Genomic DNA, 14,101 nt, shown 5'->3' on the forward strand with positions numbered 1-14,101 from the left:
CGGCTTTTCTCATCTCACCGACGTTCGCGAAAGAAGTCTTGCAGCAGCCGCCGCGATTCTTCTGCCGAAATGCCGTCGATGATCTCTGGCCGGTGATGGCATTGCGGATGGTCGAAGACCCGCGCGCCATGGCGCACGCCGCCCATGCGCGGATCCTCGGCGCCGTAATAGAGCACCGCGATCCGCGCGGCCGAGATGGCGGCGGCGCACATCGGGCAGGGCTCGAGCGTGACCCAGAGCCGCGCGCCGGGCAGGCGTTCCGAACCCAGGGCGGCGCAGGCGGCGCGGATCGCCAGGATCTCGGCATGTGCGGTGGGGTCGCGCAGCTCGCGCGTGCGGTTGCCGGCCTGGGCCAGCACCTGGCCGTCGGCGCCGGTCAGCACCGCGCCCACCGGCACCTCGCCGCGCCTTGCGGCGGCGCGGGCTTGGTCCAGGGCTGCGGGCATGTGCGAGGCAAAATCCATGCGCGCTTTTCGCCCGCGCCTGTCGCTTGCGCAAGAACTGCTTTCCATCCTGCGGCATTAAGCGTAGAAGCACCGCTTTGCCACCGCAGAGATGCGCAGGAGATCGCCATGACCGACACGCCCGAATCCGCCCCGAAACCCGCCGCCAAGGCAGAGCGCATCGCCAAGGTGATGGCGCGCGCCGGCGCCGCCTCTCGCCGCGAGGCCGAGCGGATGATCCTGGAAGGCCGCGTGACGGTGAACGGGCAAAAGATCGACAGCCCGGCGCTGGACGTGATGCCCTCGGACAGGATCCGCGTCGACGGCAAGCCGCTGGAAGAGCCGCAGGAGACGCGGCTGTGGCTTTACTACAAGCCCATCGGCCTGGTGACCTCGGCCTCGGACGAAAAGGGGCGGCAGACGGTGTTCGACGCCCTGCCGCGCGACCTGCCGCGGGTGATGACCGTGGGGCGGCTGGACCTGAATTCCGAAGGGCTGCTGCTGCTGACCAATGACGGCGAGCTGAAGCGCCGGCTGGAGCTGCCGACCACCGGCTGGCTGCGCCGCTATCGCGTGCGGGTGAACGGCCAGCCGAACGACCTGACCTTTGCGCCGCTGCGCCGCGGCGTCACCATCGAGGGCGAGGAATTCGCGCCGATGGAGATCAGCCTGGACAGCCAGCAGGGCGCCAATGCCTGGCTGACCGTCGGCATCCGCGAGGGCCGCAACCGCGAGATCCGCCGCGCCATGGCCCATGTCGGGCTGATCGTGAACCGGCTGATCCGCATCGGCTATGGCCCGTTCAAGCTGACCGGGCTGGAGGAAAACGAGGTGCGCGAGGTCAAGCGCAAGGTGCTGCGCGACCAGCTGGGTGGGCTCTTGACCGGCGAGGCCGAGGAAAAGCCGCGCAGCTTCCGCGAACGCGGCGCGGCCGAGGGCGATGACCGCCCGCGCAAGCCGCGCGAGGATGGCGAGCGCAGGCCCTTTGCCCGCCGCGAGGATGGGGAACGCAAGCCTTTTGCCCGTCGCGAGGATGGCGAGCGCAAGCCTTTCGCCAAGCGCGCCGAGGGCGACGCCCGTCCGCGCAAGCCACGCGAGGATGGTGAACGCAAGCCCTTTGCCCGTCGTGAGGATGGGGAACGCAAGCCTTTCGTCAAGCTGGCCGAGGGCGACGCCCGTCCGCGCAAGCCACGCGAGGATGGTGAACGCAAGCCCTTTGCGCGCCGTGAAGACGGTGAGCGCAAGCCTTTCGCCAAGCGGGCCGAGGGTGACGCCCGCCCGCGCAAGCCACGCGAGGATGGCGAGCGTAAGCCCTTTGCGCGCCGTGAGGATGGCGAGCGTAAGCCTTTCGCCCGGCGCGAGGATGGGGCGCGGCCCTTTGCCAAGCGCGAGGACGGAGGCCGCAAGCCCTTCGCCAAGCGCGAGGATGGCGAGCGCAAGCCCTTTGCCCGCCGCCCGGAGGGCGAAGGCAAGCCCGCGCGCGATGCCAAGCCCTTCGGCAAGGGTCCGCGCGGCGGTCAGCCCGGCTTCAAGGGCGGCGCGAAAGCCGCCGAGGGCGAGCGCAGCTTCAAGCCGCACGGCGAGGCGGGCTTCAAGCCCAAGGGCCAGGGCAAGCCCGCCCGCGCGTTCCAGACCGGCAAGCCCGGCGCGAAACCTGGCGCGAAACCCGGTGCCCCCAAAACCAGTCGCGCCCCCGGAAAGGGAACGCGACCAGAGAGAAAAGGCCCGCGGCGCGGCTGATCGCGCCGTCTTGGGAATGGCCGGTGCGGCTGGTCGCGCCGGCTTGCATCATGCAGCGTTGCGGAACGCCGGGTCGATCGCGGCCCCGCTGCATCGCGGAATGCGGAAGGAAGGCCCGCCTGCAGGGGCCGGTCCCTCGGGTGCGGCTTACTTGGTCAGGATCAGCTTGCCGGCGCGGGTGATGCGCAGGTTGTACACCTGGTCGCCCAGCACGATCAGCGCCTGATTGCCGCCGGCAGTCAGCAATTCGGCGTCATATTCGGGAAGTCGTTGCAGGGCGGTCACGCCGGGACGCGTGAATTCGGCGGGGCGGGTCGCGGTCATGTCCAGTTCCTCGTTTCTGTCGCGGTGATCGTAACCTGACAAATTTCCTAAGGGATGTCAAAGGAAAATAGTCGGGAATTGTGTTTCCCATAACCTGCCGATTTGCAACGGAAAAGGCGGGCCCTTTCCAGGCCCGCCCGTTCCTTGTCCCTTATTTTCCAGCAGATTTCAGTCCGTGCCCAGGCAATCGGCCAGGGCCGAGGCCATGCCGCGCAGGGTTTCGGCGTAAAGCCCGGCGCCGGGGGTGGCGCCGGTGCCCTCGGGGTCGAGTGCGGTGCCCTGGCGAATCTCGCTGCCTTCGATCACCGCGGCGATCAGCTTCGGGTCGTGATTCGCCTCGGGGAAGGCGCAGATGGCGCCATTCTCGGCGATCTCGGCGCGAATCGCCTGGAGCCGCGCGGCCGAGGGCGTCGAGGCATCGCCCAGGCTGACCGCGATCGCCGGCTCCAGCCGGTAATGCTCGGTGAAATAGCCATAGGCGTCGTGGAAGACGACGAAGCGCTTGCCCTGGGCGGGGGACAGCGTGGCCTGCAACTCGGCGTCCAGCGCGGCGATTTCCTCGGCGGCCCTGGCGGCATTCGCGGCATAGGTGGCGGCGTTCCCGGGGTCGCGCCGGGACAGGGTCTCGGCGATGGCGGCGAGCCAGGCCCGGCCGTTCGCCGGGTTCAGCCAGGCATGGGGGTCGGTGCCGCTGTGGTCGTGGCCTTCATGCCCCTGTTCCCCGGCATGGCCGTGGTCATGATCCTCATGCTCATGCTCATGCTCATCGCCGGCATAGTCCCGGCGATGCGTGGCGGGCAGGTGCAGCAGGGTCAGCATCTCGGCCTGCGGGGAAAGGCTCGTGGCCGCGCGCTCGAGCCAGGGGGTCAGTTCCGGGCCGACCCAGATCAGCAGGCCGGCATCCTGCACGCTGCGCGCCTGGCTGGGGCGCAGCTGGTAGTCGTGCGGATCGCCGCCGGCTTGCAGCAGGATCTCGGGCTGGCCCAGCTCGCCCATGACCTGCTGCACCAGGGCGCCGACGACCGGGATGTCGGTCACGACCCGCGGAACCTCGGCCCAGGCGGGCAGGGCGGTGCTGCCCAACGCGGCGGCAAGAAGAAGGGAAGAATATCGGATCATGGCGGACTCACTTGCAGAAACGCCAAGGTTATTTATGTTATATCGTAACTCGTCAAGCAAAAATGTAACGATATAACATCATGACCCCCCCGGAATCCCCCCCCGATCCGTTTCACGAACACGACCATGCCCATTGCGCGGCCGCCGTGCTGCGCCGCGCCGAGGAACAGGCGAGGGTCGAGGGTGTGCGCCTGACCCCGGTGCGCCGCCGCGCGCTGGAGATCCTGCTGGAATCGCATCGCGCCATGGGCGCCTATGAGGTGCTGGAGCGGCTGTCGGCCGAAGGCTTCGGCAAGCAGCCCCCCGTTGCCTATCGGGCGCTGGATTTCCTGGTCGAGCAGGGGCTGGCCCATCGCGTCCAGCGGCTGAACGCCTATGCCGCCTGCCTTTCGACCGAGCGCGATCACTCGCCGGCCTTCCTGATCTGCCGCGGCTGCGAGCAGGTGGCCGAGGCCGATGCGCCCGAGCTGCGGGCGGCGCTGGACCGGCTTGCCGGGGCCACCGGCTTTCACGTCGAGCGCAGCACCGTCGAGCTGCTGGGCCTTTGCGCGCGCTGCTCCGAGGCCGGGCTGTGACGGCGCTGATCCGCGCCACCGACCTGTCGGTCAGCCATGGCGGCGACCTGCCGGTGCTGAACCATGTCGATTTCCTGATCCGCCCCGGCGAGATCGTCACCGTGGTCGGTCCGAACGGCTCGGGCAAGTCGACGCTGGTGCGGGCGCTTCTGGGCCATGTCGCGCTGGCCTCGGGCCGGGTCGAGCGGGCGCCGGGGCTGCGCATCGGCTATGTGCCGCAGCGCGTGCATATCGAGCGGGCCATGCCGATGACCGTGCGCCGCTTCCTGTCGCTGCCGCGCCGCGTGGGCGACGCGCAGGCCGCCGCGGCGCTGGAGCGGACCGGCGTTCCGGGGCTGGAGGCGCGGCAGATCACCGCGCTGTCGGGCGGGCAGTTCCAGCGCGTGCTGCTGGCCCGCGCCCTGCTTGGCGACCCGCAGCTTCTGGTGCTGGACGAGCCGACGCAGGGCCTGGACCAGCCCGGCATCGTCGCCTTCTACAAGCTGATCGAGGAGGTCAGGGCCGAGACCGGCGCCGCCGTGCTGATGGTCAGCCACGATCTCTTGGTTGTCATGCGCGCCTCGGACCGGGTGGTGTGCCTGAACGGCCATGTCTGCTGCGAGGGCACGCCGCAGGCGGTCAGCGCCGCGCCCGCCTATCGCGCCATGTTCGGCGCCGAATCGCAGGGCACGCTGGCGCTTTACCAGCATCACCACGATCACGACCACGACCATGTTGCAGAGGGCCATCGCCACGGCCCGGCCTGCGCCCATACGCATTGAGGCCCCATGCTTGACGACTTCCTGACCCGAGCCGCCCTGGCGGGGCTTGGCCTTGTGCTGGCGACGGGGGCGCTGGGTTCCTTCGTGGTCTGGCGCCGCATGGCCTATTTCGGCGATTCGACCGCCCATGCGGCGATCCTGGGCGTGGCGCTGAGCTTCGTCTTCTCGTTGCCGATCTATCTGGGCACGCTGGCCGTGGCCGTCGCCATGGCGCTGATCGTGGCGCATCTTACGGCGCGGGGCCAGTCCATGGATACGGTGCTGGGCGTGCTCGCGCATAGCGCGCTGGCGCTGGGGCTGGTGGGGGTCAGCTTCGTGCCCTCGCTGCGGGTGGGGCTGGACGCGTTCCTGTTCGGCGACATCCTGGCGGTGACGCGGACCGACCTGGCCTGGATCTGGGCCGGCGCGGCGGCGGTCCTGGGGCTGCTCATCTGGCGCTGGCAGCGGCTGGTGACGGCCTCGGTCAACGAGGAACTGGCCATGGCGGCGGGAATCGATCCGACGCGCGAGCGGCTGATCCTGTCCCTGGCGCTGGCCCTGGTGGTGGCCATCGCGATTCGGATCGTGGGGGCGCTGCTGATCTCGGCCATGCTGATCGTGCCGGCGGCGGCGGCGCGGGGATTCTCGGCAACGCCCGAGCGGATGGCGGGTTCCGCCACCCTGATCGGCGCGGTTTCGGTCTTTGGCGGACTTTGGGCCAGCCTTTGGTTCGACACGCCCGCGGGCCCGTCGATCGTGGCCTGTGCGGCGATGATTTATGCAGCCACATTAGTGGTTTGCAGGAGATGACCGGCCACGGCCGGCAGGCGGGAACCCGCGGGTTTTCGCCGATCCGGCGGCGGCATCTCGCCGAGCGCGGCGGGTGTTGGCTATTATGCAACAGTCGCCCGAGGCGCGCGTGATTTCCCGATCAAGACCGCTTTCCAAGTCCTTGGGATTATGCGACTGTCTCAGCGATGTTGCCGGCAACGGCAGCCGTCAAAGTACTGAACGGAGCATGATCATGACCAAATTCGCTACCTTCGCCCTGGCCCTGGGCCTGTCGGCTTCGACCGCTCTCGCCGGTGGCTATGTTGCCCCGGTCGTTGAAGTCGAGCCGGTTGTCGTTGACGAGAAGCCCGCTTCGACCAACGCTGGCCTCGTCGTTCCGGCTCTGCTGCTGCTGGGCGTCATCGCCGCCGTCGCTTCGGACGACGACGACAGCTGATCGCCGAACGGAACTTCGGTTCCGCAAAGTTGAAGGGGCTGGCCCTTGGCCAGCCCTTTTTTCATGTCCGGCCATTCGTCGCCCGCTCGGCTGCTGGCATAAAAAAACCGGCCGCGCGGGCCGGTTTTCCTATCGCCACTTGCGGCCTGTCAGGGGCGCAGCGTCTGGATGGTGATATAGCCCAGCCTCGGGCCAAGCCATTGCCGCGACACCGGCAGATGCCCGCCCTGCGGCATGAAGCTGTTCTGGAAGCGCGCGCCGTGGCCTTCGCAGCTTTCCAGGATCACCCCCGCCGCCGGTCCCGGCCCGGTGGTGCAGTCGAAGCTCAGCGGCCGTTCCAGCCCGTCGCCGCTGTAATAGCGCATGACGCGCGGGGCCGAGCCCGAGCGGCCGGCGCGGATCAGCGCCTCGGTCTGCGGTTCGGCGACCGACAGGTCGTTGCCCAGGCCCCGCGTGCCGATCACCATGCCGTCGCGCAGGATCAGCGCCTCTTTCGAGGGCGCCATATAGGTGCGCATGGCGCCGTTCTGGCCGGTCATCGCCATGACCTGCGTGCGGCCCAGCGATTCGAAGCCCACCAGGATCAGCGGCGCCGGGTTGACCCGCAGCGCCTCGGCCGCCATCTGCTCGGGCGTGCGCGGGGCCGGGGCCTCCTGGGCCGCGCCGCCACGCATTCCGGCCAGGGTGCCGCCGGCCGTCTTGGCGGCAATCAGCAGCGGGTTGGCCTCCCGGCCGGTATCGTCGTTGCCGCAGGCGGCCAGGCCGGCGATCAGCAGCGCCGAAAGGGCGGCCTTGTGGATACGGGTCGCGATCATCGCCAGAACCTCCCCCAGCCTTGGTAAAGTTTGACGGATTGCGCGTCCCGGACCTTGTCGTAGAGCCGTCCGTCCACGTTCACGCGCGCCCCGCCGTCGCGCGACAGCGACCGCAGCGTGCTGCTTGCGCGATCCCGCGTCGGCGTGCCCGCGGCCCAGGAAATCGGCAGCGAGACGGTGATGCCCTTGTCGAACGAGCCCTCGCCGAACTGATCTTCGCTCATGTCGGTCTTGGTGGCAAAGGCGCCCACGCGCCAGCCGTTGGCGAATTCCCGCGTCAGGGTGATGGTCGCGCCCTTGTCGCCGGCCAGGTATTTGCCCACATCCAGCTGCGCCGTGAAGCCGTTGGCGAATTCGTAATAGGCCGACAGGTGCCCGGTCGTGACCTCGTAGTCGCGGAAGCCGAACACATCGTCGAAATCGCGCTTCTTCACCCGGTTGATCTCGGCTCCGAAGGCCAGGGGCGAATTCGCGGGCTTCCACAGCACCTCGCCCGAGACGCCGCCATAGGCGCGTTCCAGCAGGCCGACCGTCACCCGCGTATAGACCTGCTCGGTCGGCTGGGCATACCAGGCCAGGGTCAGCTCGGGGATCGTCGGGCTGTCGTTGCCGGTATACATGCGCGTATCCGAGCGGACCCGAGGCACGCCCTTGAAGGATTCATAGGCCGGGTTCGAGACATATTCCTCGGGCGTGTAATGCTCGCCGCGGCCGCAGCGGTCCATGCCCGGCGGGGGTGTGTTGCCGGAGCCGCAGGGAATCCCCGGCCCGCGCTGCTCCATGCTGCCGAAGGCGCGCTGGCGCAGGGTGCCCGACAGGATCAGGCCCGGCATGATCTCGTAGCTGGCCTTCAACTGCGCGCCGACCTCATAACGCAGCGGATCCTGCGGGTCGAACAGCCCCAGTTCCAGATAGGGCCCCAGGTTCCAGCGGAAGCGCGGGAACAGGCCAGGCGTCGTCACCAGATCGCTCGGCCGCGGCTCGGCATCGACCAGGGTCGAGGCAGCGGCGATCCGGCCGGCCTCGGTATTCTCCAGCCGCTCGACATCCGAGCGCTTCAGCACCACGGACGAGGTCGCCATGCCCTCGGCGTTCGAGGTGATGACCAGCGTCTCGACCGAAGGCGGCAGGGCGCGGGTCATCAGCCGCGCGGTGCGGCCGATGGCCTCGGATTGCTGGATATAGCGGGTGTTGCGGATGCGCAGCTCGGCCCGGTTCGACGACAGCGCCATGGATTCGAGGATCTGCCCCTCGTCGGCCAGCGCATCGGCCAGCGCGGCCTGGATCGCCGGCTGCGCGGTCGGATCGGCCGACCAGGCGCCCGACCAGCCCTCGGGGTCGGCGGCAGGCGCAGGGCGCGGCCTGACCGGCGCCGGCGCCTTTTCCAGCCCCGAGGGGAAGGGCGCATTGCGCGGGTTCAGCGCAAAGCTGAACTGTGCGCCAAAGGTATCGCCGCCCAGCGTATAGAGGCCAAGCTGATATTGCGGGTTGAAGGTGTAATAGGCGCCCAGGTTGAATTGGCTGCCCGGCGCCTCTTCGGTCCCCCTGCGGGTCTCGGGAACGTATTCGTCGCTGGAATATTCGGCGACCAGGCTCAGCTTGTCGTTGACCTGCCAGGCGATCGAGCCGAAGGGCTTGGGGCTGCCCGAGAACCATTCATCGACATTGGGCTTGCCGCCCTGGTCACCAGCGTCGGGGCGGCGATATTCGCCCGCCAGACGGCCCCAGCCGATGCCGAGGCTGGCACGCAGCCGCGGGGTGATGGACTTGCTGGCGACGATGTATTCGCCGGAATAGACCCCTGTGCCCATGAAGTCCTGAAGCCCGACCGCGACGGCGGGCCGCCAGCCCGCCTCGTCCAGAACCTGGAAGCGGATGTCGAAGGATCGGTCCCAGATATGGTCCAGTTCGTTGTGGTCGGTCATCCCCTCGACCCGCGAATAGCGCAGGGCGGTGGTGATGCGCGGGTGCAGCTGGAAGACGACGTTATGGCGCCGCCCCAGCTCGTTATAGGACAGGGTGCCGCCCAGGGTGCCGTCGGGCAGCATTTCGGCCGTGGGCGTTTCGACCCCGCCCGGCAGGCCGTAGCTGTTCAGCACATTGCCGATCAGCGGGTCGGTGCGGGCCGGGCTGGTGCCGAGACCCAGAAGCAGCGCAACTGGCACGGTCGAGGCCAGCAGGCGACGGGTAAGCATCGAATGGGCGCGCATCGCGGCTCCTCTCAGGTCGTGGCCCGCAGCGAGGCGGCGGGTGGGCCGGCGCCGCGCGGGCCTTGCCGCACGGCGCCCGGATCTTGGCTTATTCGCTCGGGGCGGGCGGCTCGGGCAGGATCAGGGCCGGGGCCGGGACACCGCTTGTCGTATCCGACCCGCCGGAAGCCGGAGGGGTTGCCGAACCGTCGGTCGCGGGCGTTTCGGCATCCGGCGCGCCGGTCGCGGCGCCGGACGCCGGGGTTTCGGCCGTGCTGCCCGCCGAAGGGGCGGTCGCCGGCGTCTCGGGCGTGGTGCCGGCCGCGGGCGTCGTGCTGGTGGTCGGCGTCGTGCCGGTGGTGGTCTCCGCCGGTGCCGTTGCCGGGGCCGTCGTGGTGGCTTCCGTCTCGGGCGTTGCGGTCGCGGGCGTGGTTTCGGGCTTGGCCGCGGGCGCTGCCGGTTTCGGCTGGGCCTTGGGCTTGGGGGCTGCGGACGAGGCGCGGACCTGCGCCTTGGGCATGGTGTCGGTCGGCACGGCGCAGCCGCTCAGGCGCTGGCTGCCGACGCGCAGCCGCGCGGTGAAGGGCGTCTTTTGCCCGCCCGCCTCGCATTCCGCCGCCTGGATGTTCAGCGCAAAGACCGAACCGTTCATCGAGCCGATGAACTCGACCCCCCGGCCATAGGCCATGCGCCGCACGGTGACGCCGACCGATTTCGCGCCGGGCCGTTCGTAGACGGCGGTCTTGTCGGCGGCGGTCACGGTCCAGCCGGGGCCGGCGGCGCGGAACATGGCCGTGCCCAGCGTGCTGGCCTCGGCGGTGGCGACGGGCTTGCCTTCGGTCCCGGTCTCGATCGGCGCTTCCAGCGGCGAGACGCCGGGCGGGCCGGAATGGGCGGGGGCCTCGGGTTCGGAGGACTGGAAGGGCAGTTCGCCGCAGGCGGCAAGGGCTACAGTCATCGAAAGAACGGCGAATGCCGAACGGAATTTCATCTGCTCTGTCCCGGTTCCGTGGGTTTTGCTTATGCTGATTGGCTACAGGAAGGGCAGGGCTGGGGCAAGCGCCGACAGGGCCCGGCTTGCGCCAAACCCCCGGTTTGCGCGATTCTTTGCACGCGGTTCAGCAGTTGGGCACATTGACGGCCAGGCCGCCGAGCGAGGTTTCCTTGTATTTGTCGCTCATGTCGCGGCCGGTCTGGCGCATGGTCTCGATGGCGGCGTCCAGCGGCACGAAATGCTGGCCGTCGCCGCGCAGGGCCAGGCTGGCCGCCGAGACCGCCTTGATGGCGCCCAGGCCGTTCCTTTCGATGCAGGGCACCTGCACCAGCCCCTTCACCGGGTCGCAGGTCATGCCCAGGTGATGCTCCAGCGCGATTTCGGCGGCGTTCTCGACCTGGGTGACCGTGCCGCCCATCACGGCGCAGATCCCCGCCGCCGCCATGGCGGAGGCCGAGCCGACCTCGGCCTGGCAGCCGCATTCCGCGCCCGAGATCGAGGCGTTGTGCTTGATCAGCCCGCCGATGGCCGCCGCCGTCAGCAGGAACTCGTCGAGCTGGCGCTCGGACGCGCCGGGCACATGGTCGAGCCAATAGCGCACCACCGCCGGCACCACGCCCGCCGCGCCGTTCGTCGGCGCGGTCACGACCTGGCCGCCGGCGGCGTTTTCCTCGTTCACCGCCATGGCATAGATCGACATCCAGTCGTTGATGACATGCGGCGCGGTCAGGTTCATGCCGGATTCGGCCTTCAGCGCCTCGTGGATGGCCGCCGCGCGGCGGCGGATCGACAAGCCGCCCGGCAGGATGCCGCCCGTCGCCAGCCCGCGGTCCATGCAGTCGCGCATCACCTGCCAGATGCGGCGGATGCCGGCGGAAATCTCGGCGTCGCTGCGATACACCCGCTCGTTCTCGCGCTTCATCTGGGCGATGGACTTGCCCGATCTTTCGGCCATCTCCAGCATCTCGGCGGCCGAGGCGAAGGGAAAGGGCACCCTGGGAGAGGCATCCGTGCGGGTGTCGTCGCCGCGCGCCTCCAGCTCGCCCTCGGTCATCACGAAGCCGCCGCCGATGGAATAATAGACCTCGCGGAAGATCACGTCGCCCTGCTGGTCGGTCGCCATCAGCACCATGCCGTTGGCATGGCCGGGCAGGGCGCGGTCGTAGTCGAAGATCAGGTCGCGCGCCGGATCGAAGGCCAGCTCGCCCAGGCCCTCGGGCGACAGGATCTTCGTCTCGCGGTTGCGGGCCAGCGCCGCCTCGGCCGCCTCGGCATCCATGGTTTCGGGCAGGAAACCGGCCAGGCCCAGGATGGTGGCGCGGTCGGTCGCATGGCCCTTGCCGGTAAAGGCCAGGCTGCCGTGCAGGCTGGCGCGCAACCCATGCGCGCGGAACGGCTGCTGGCGCAGCGCGTCCAGAAAGCGGCCTCCGGCCACCATCGGCCCCATCGTATGGGACGAGGAAGGGCCGACTCCGATCTTGAAGATGTCGAAGACGGAAAGAAACATCGCGCACTCCTAGCTGGCGTGGAAAGCCTAGCCGCCGCGGCCCGTCCAAGCCAGCGCGGTTGCGACAGGCGACTTGAAGCTCCGCGACATTTGACGAAACCGGGCCTGCCGACTATTTAGGCATCAAGCATGAAAAAGCGGCAAATTCGGGCATGGCGCAAAAGCCTGCCGATCAGGCACAAGCCGTTTTCTTTCGCATTCCCGCCGACTGGCATACGAGTTTTCCCATGACACTGCCCGAACCCATCACCCTTGGCACCACGCGGCTTGGCCCGCCGGTCTTCCTGGCGCCCATGGCCGGGATCACCGACCTGGCCTTTCGCCGCGCCGTCGCGCGCCATGGCGGGGCGGGGCTGATGGTCAGCGAGATGGTCGCCTCGACCGAGATGGTGACGCCGCGGCCGTCCACCCGCGCCGCCGTGCGCGCCAAGGCGCTGACCGAGGGCGCATTGCCGGTCAGCGTCCAGATCGCCGGGCGCGAGGCGGGCGCCATGGCCGAGACGGCGCGGATCGTTGCCGGCATGGGCGCGCGCATCGTCGACATCAACATGGGCTGCCCGGCCAAGAAGGTGACGGGGGGGCTGTCGGGCGCGGCCTTGATGCGCGACCTCGACCATGCGCTGGGGCTGATCGACGCGGTGGTCGCCGCCGTGCCCGACCTGCCGGTGACGCTGAAGATGCGGCTGGGCTGGGACGCGGATTGCCTGAACGCGCCGGAACTGGCGCGCCGCGCGGCCGGGGCGGGGGTGCGGATGCTGACCGTGCATGGCCGCACGCGGGCGCAGTTCTATACCGGCAGCGCCGATTGGGCCGCCATCCGCCAGGTCGCGAACCTGCCCGGCCGTCCGCCGCTGGTCGCCAACGGCGACGTGGTGGACGTGGCCTCGGCCCGCGCGGCGCTGCGGCAGTCGGGCGCCGATGCGGTCATGGTCGGGCGCGGCGCGCAGGGCGCGCCCTGGCGGCTGGCGCAGATCGCGCATGCGCTTTGGGGTACGCCCCGGCCCGAGGTGCCGCAGGGCGCCCGGCTGGCCGAGGCGGTGGCCGAGCATTACGACGACATCCTGTCGCTTTACGGCCGCGAACTGGGCCTGCGCGTCGCCCGCAAGCACCTGGGCTGGTATGCCGAGGCGAACGGTGCCCCGAACCGCGCCGAACTGCTGCGCGCGCCCACGCCCGAGGCGGCGCTGTCCGCGATCCGCGCCGGCTTCGGCGATGCGCCCGCTGCCGATGTCCCCGAACAGAACCCCCCGGTCACCGAGGCGCCTTCATGACCAGCCGTGCCGCGTCCGACATGCTGCCCGATCCCGAGATGGAGGCCGGCGGCGGCTTTGTCCCGGCAGAGGTGGGGCCGAACTGGTCGGCGCTTCCGCTGCCGGCGATCATCCTGGACGCGCAGGGCCGCATCGCGGCGATGAACGACCTGGCCGAGGCCTTTCTGAATATCTCCTGCCGCTCTTCGCTGGGGCAGGCGCTGGAGGGGGCCGAGATGCTCAAGCGGCTGCGCATCGTGCCCACGCTGGGCTCGATCCTGGAACGGATGCGCGAGGGCCATGACGCGCTGAACCGCGCCGGCGTGCGTTTCGAGATCGGCGACCGCTCCGGCGGGCATTCCGACCGCATCGGCACCATCCATGCCGGGCCTGCGCCCAGCCCGGCGGGGGGCACGGTGATCCTGATCTCGCCGCTCGACGGGGCCGGGCGGCTGGGGCAGGGGCAGGCGGCGCGCTCGGCCGCGCGCTCGGCCATCGGCATGGCCGAGATGCTGGCGCATGAGATCAAGAACCCGCTGGCCGGCATCCGCGGCGCGGCGCAGCTGATCGGCATGAACCTCAAGGCCGAGGACCGCGACCTGGCCGACCTGATCGTCGCGGAATCGCGCCGCATCGTCGAGTTGCTGGACCAGGTGGAACGCTTCGGCGACACCTCGGCGCCGCGGCTTTCGGCCGTGAACGTCCATGACGTGCTGGAGCGGGTGCGCCGCTCGGCCGCGGTGGGTTTCGGCAAGGGGCTGCGCATCGTGCCCGATTACGACCCCTCGCTGCCGCCGGCGCTGGCCGATCCCGACCAGCTGGTGCAGGTCTGCCTGAACCTGGTCAAGAACGCGGCCGAGGCGATCGGGCGGGCGCGGCGGGGCGGCACCATCCGCATTCGCAGCTTCTACGACGGCACCCTGCGCCTGGCGCCGACCGAGGCCGAGCCGCAGGGCCGCAGCCTGCCCCTGCAGATCGAGATCGAGGACGACGGCCCCGGCATCCCCGAATCGCTGATCGCCGAAGTCTTCGAGCCCTTCGTCTCGGGGCGCGAGAACGGCACCGGCCTGGGGCTGGCGCTGGTTTCCAAGATCATCACCGACCATGGCGCCTGGATCGCGCTCGATTCGCGCCCCGGTCGCACCGTTTTCCGCATCTCCCTGCCCAAAGCCTGAGG

The 14,101-nt window shown here is 69.7% G+C and carries 14 protein-coding genes; 7 read left to right on the forward strand and 7 right to left on the reverse strand.

Annotation, left to right across the window (positions count from 1 at the left end; all coding sequences use genetic code 11):
- Nucleotides 1–14: 14 nt before the first annotated feature.
- The gene (locus KF941_RS22615; protein WP_114535491.1) at nucleotides 15–464 is read right to left on the reverse strand and encodes a nucleoside deaminase; all 450 of its coding nucleotides are present in this window, start codon (nucleotides 462–464) and stop codon (nucleotides 15–17) included.
- Between the two features lie 108 nt (nucleotides 465–572).
- On the opposite strand from KF941_RS22615, the gene KF941_RS22620 reads away from it, so the two are divergent.
- Entirely contained in the window at nucleotides 573–2,183 is a 1,611-nt protein-coding gene (locus tag KF941_RS22620; RefSeq protein ID WP_214274576.1) for a pseudouridine synthase, read from the forward strand.
- Nucleotides 2,184–2,330: 147 nt separating this feature from the next.
- Here KF941_RS22620 and KF941_RS22625 read toward each other — a convergent pair whose 3' ends face one another.
- Together KF941_RS22625 and KF941_RS22630 are read right to left on the reverse strand one after the other, a co-directional pair.
- Nucleotides 2,331–2,507 carry a hemin uptake protein HemP gene (locus tag KF941_RS22625; protein WP_010394206.1) on the reverse strand — a complete coding sequence of 59 codons (177 nt, stop codon included), beginning with the start codon at nucleotides 2,505–2,507 and terminating at the stop codon, nucleotides 2,331–2,333.
- Between the two features lie 168 nt (nucleotides 2,508–2,675).
- Nucleotides 2,676–3,626 carry a zinc ABC transporter substrate-binding protein gene (locus KF941_RS22630; RefSeq protein ID WP_214274577.1) on the reverse strand — a complete coding sequence of 317 codons (951 nt, stop codon included), beginning with the start codon at nucleotides 3,624–3,626 and terminating at the stop codon, nucleotides 2,676–2,678.
- An 80-nt stretch (nucleotides 3,627–3,706) separates the two neighbouring features.
- Here KF941_RS22630 and KF941_RS22635 point away from each other — a divergent pair, with 80 nt between their 5' ends.
- The 4 genes from KF941_RS22635 (at nucleotide 3,707) to KF941_RS22650 (ending at nucleotide 6,169) form a co-directional block, all read left to right on the forward strand.
- Nucleotides 3,707–4,201: a Fur family transcriptional regulator gene (locus KF941_RS22635; protein ID WP_116220772.1), complete on the forward strand. Its 495-nt coding sequence runs from the start codon at nucleotides 3,707–3,709 to the stop codon at nucleotides 4,199–4,201.
- Entirely contained in the window at nucleotides 4,198–4,962 is a 765-nt protein-coding gene (locus tag KF941_RS22640) for a metal ABC transporter ATP-binding protein (RefSeq protein WP_036754757.1), read from the forward strand. The genes KF941_RS22635 and KF941_RS22640 overlap by 4 nt, the downstream gene beginning before the upstream one ends.
- Nucleotides 4,963–4,968: 6 nt before the next feature.
- Nucleotides 4,969–5,751, forward strand: a complete 783-nt coding sequence (locus KF941_RS22645; protein WP_072462775.1) for an iron chelate uptake ABC transporter family permease subunit — start codon at nucleotides 4,969–4,971, stop codon at nucleotides 5,749–5,751.
- Nucleotides 5,752–5,959: 208 nt separating this feature from the next.
- Nucleotides 5,960–6,169 (forward strand): hypothetical protein, encoded by a 210-nt coding sequence (locus KF941_RS22650; protein WP_036754751.1) that lies wholly within the window; start codon nucleotides 5,960–5,962, stop codon nucleotides 6,167–6,169.
- Nucleotides 6,170–6,318: 149 nt separating this feature from the next.
- Here KF941_RS22650 and KF941_RS22655 read toward each other — a convergent pair whose 3' ends face one another.
- The 4 genes from KF941_RS22655 to KF941_RS22670 all read right to left on the reverse strand — a co-directional run bounded on the left by KF941_RS22655 (nucleotide 6,319) and on the right by KF941_RS22670 (nucleotide 11,674).
- Complete coding sequence (locus KF941_RS22655; RefSeq protein ID WP_072462776.1) at nucleotides 6,319–6,984, reverse strand: YjbF family lipoprotein; 666 nt, start codon at nucleotides 6,982–6,984, stop codon at nucleotides 6,319–6,321.
- Entirely contained in the window at nucleotides 6,981–9,194 is a 2,214-nt protein-coding gene (locus tag KF941_RS22660; RefSeq protein ID WP_214274578.1) for a YjbH domain-containing protein, read from the reverse strand. The genes KF941_RS22655 and KF941_RS22660 overlap by 4 nt, the downstream gene beginning before the upstream one ends.
- 88 nt (nucleotides 9,195–9,282) lie before the next feature.
- Nucleotides 9,283–10,164, reverse strand: coding sequence for a hypothetical protein (locus KF941_RS22665; protein ID WP_214274579.1), 882 nt, complete (start codon nucleotides 10,162–10,164; stop codon nucleotides 9,283–9,285).
- A gap of 127 nt (nucleotides 10,165–10,291) precedes the next feature.
- On the reverse strand, nucleotides 10,292–11,674 hold the full coding sequence (locus tag KF941_RS22670) for an L-serine ammonia-lyase (RefSeq protein WP_072462779.1): 1,383 nt from the start codon (nucleotides 11,672–11,674) through the stop codon (nucleotides 10,292–10,294).
- A gap of 227 nt (nucleotides 11,675–11,901) precedes the next feature.
- Here KF941_RS22670 and dusB point away from each other — a divergent pair, with 227 nt between their 5' ends.
- Both dusB and KF941_RS22680 read left to right on the forward strand, forming a co-directional pair.
- Entirely contained in the window at nucleotides 11,902–12,945 is a 1,044-nt protein-coding gene (gene dusB / locus KF941_RS22675; RefSeq protein ID WP_072462838.1) for a tRNA dihydrouridine synthase DusB, read from the forward strand.
- Nucleotides 12,942–14,099, forward strand: coding sequence for an ATP-binding protein (locus KF941_RS22680; protein WP_036754731.1), 1,158 nt, complete (start codon nucleotides 12,942–12,944; stop codon nucleotides 14,097–14,099). Before dusB ends, KF941_RS22680 begins: the two co-directional genes overlap by 4 nt.
- Nucleotides 14,100–14,101 lie beyond the last annotated feature (2 nt).

This window comes from Paracoccus sp. pheM1 (assembly GCF_018499825.1).
In the GTDB taxonomy this organism is placed as follows: domain Bacteria; phylum Pseudomonadota; class Alphaproteobacteria; order Rhodobacterales; family Rhodobacteraceae; genus Paracoccus; species Paracoccus versutus.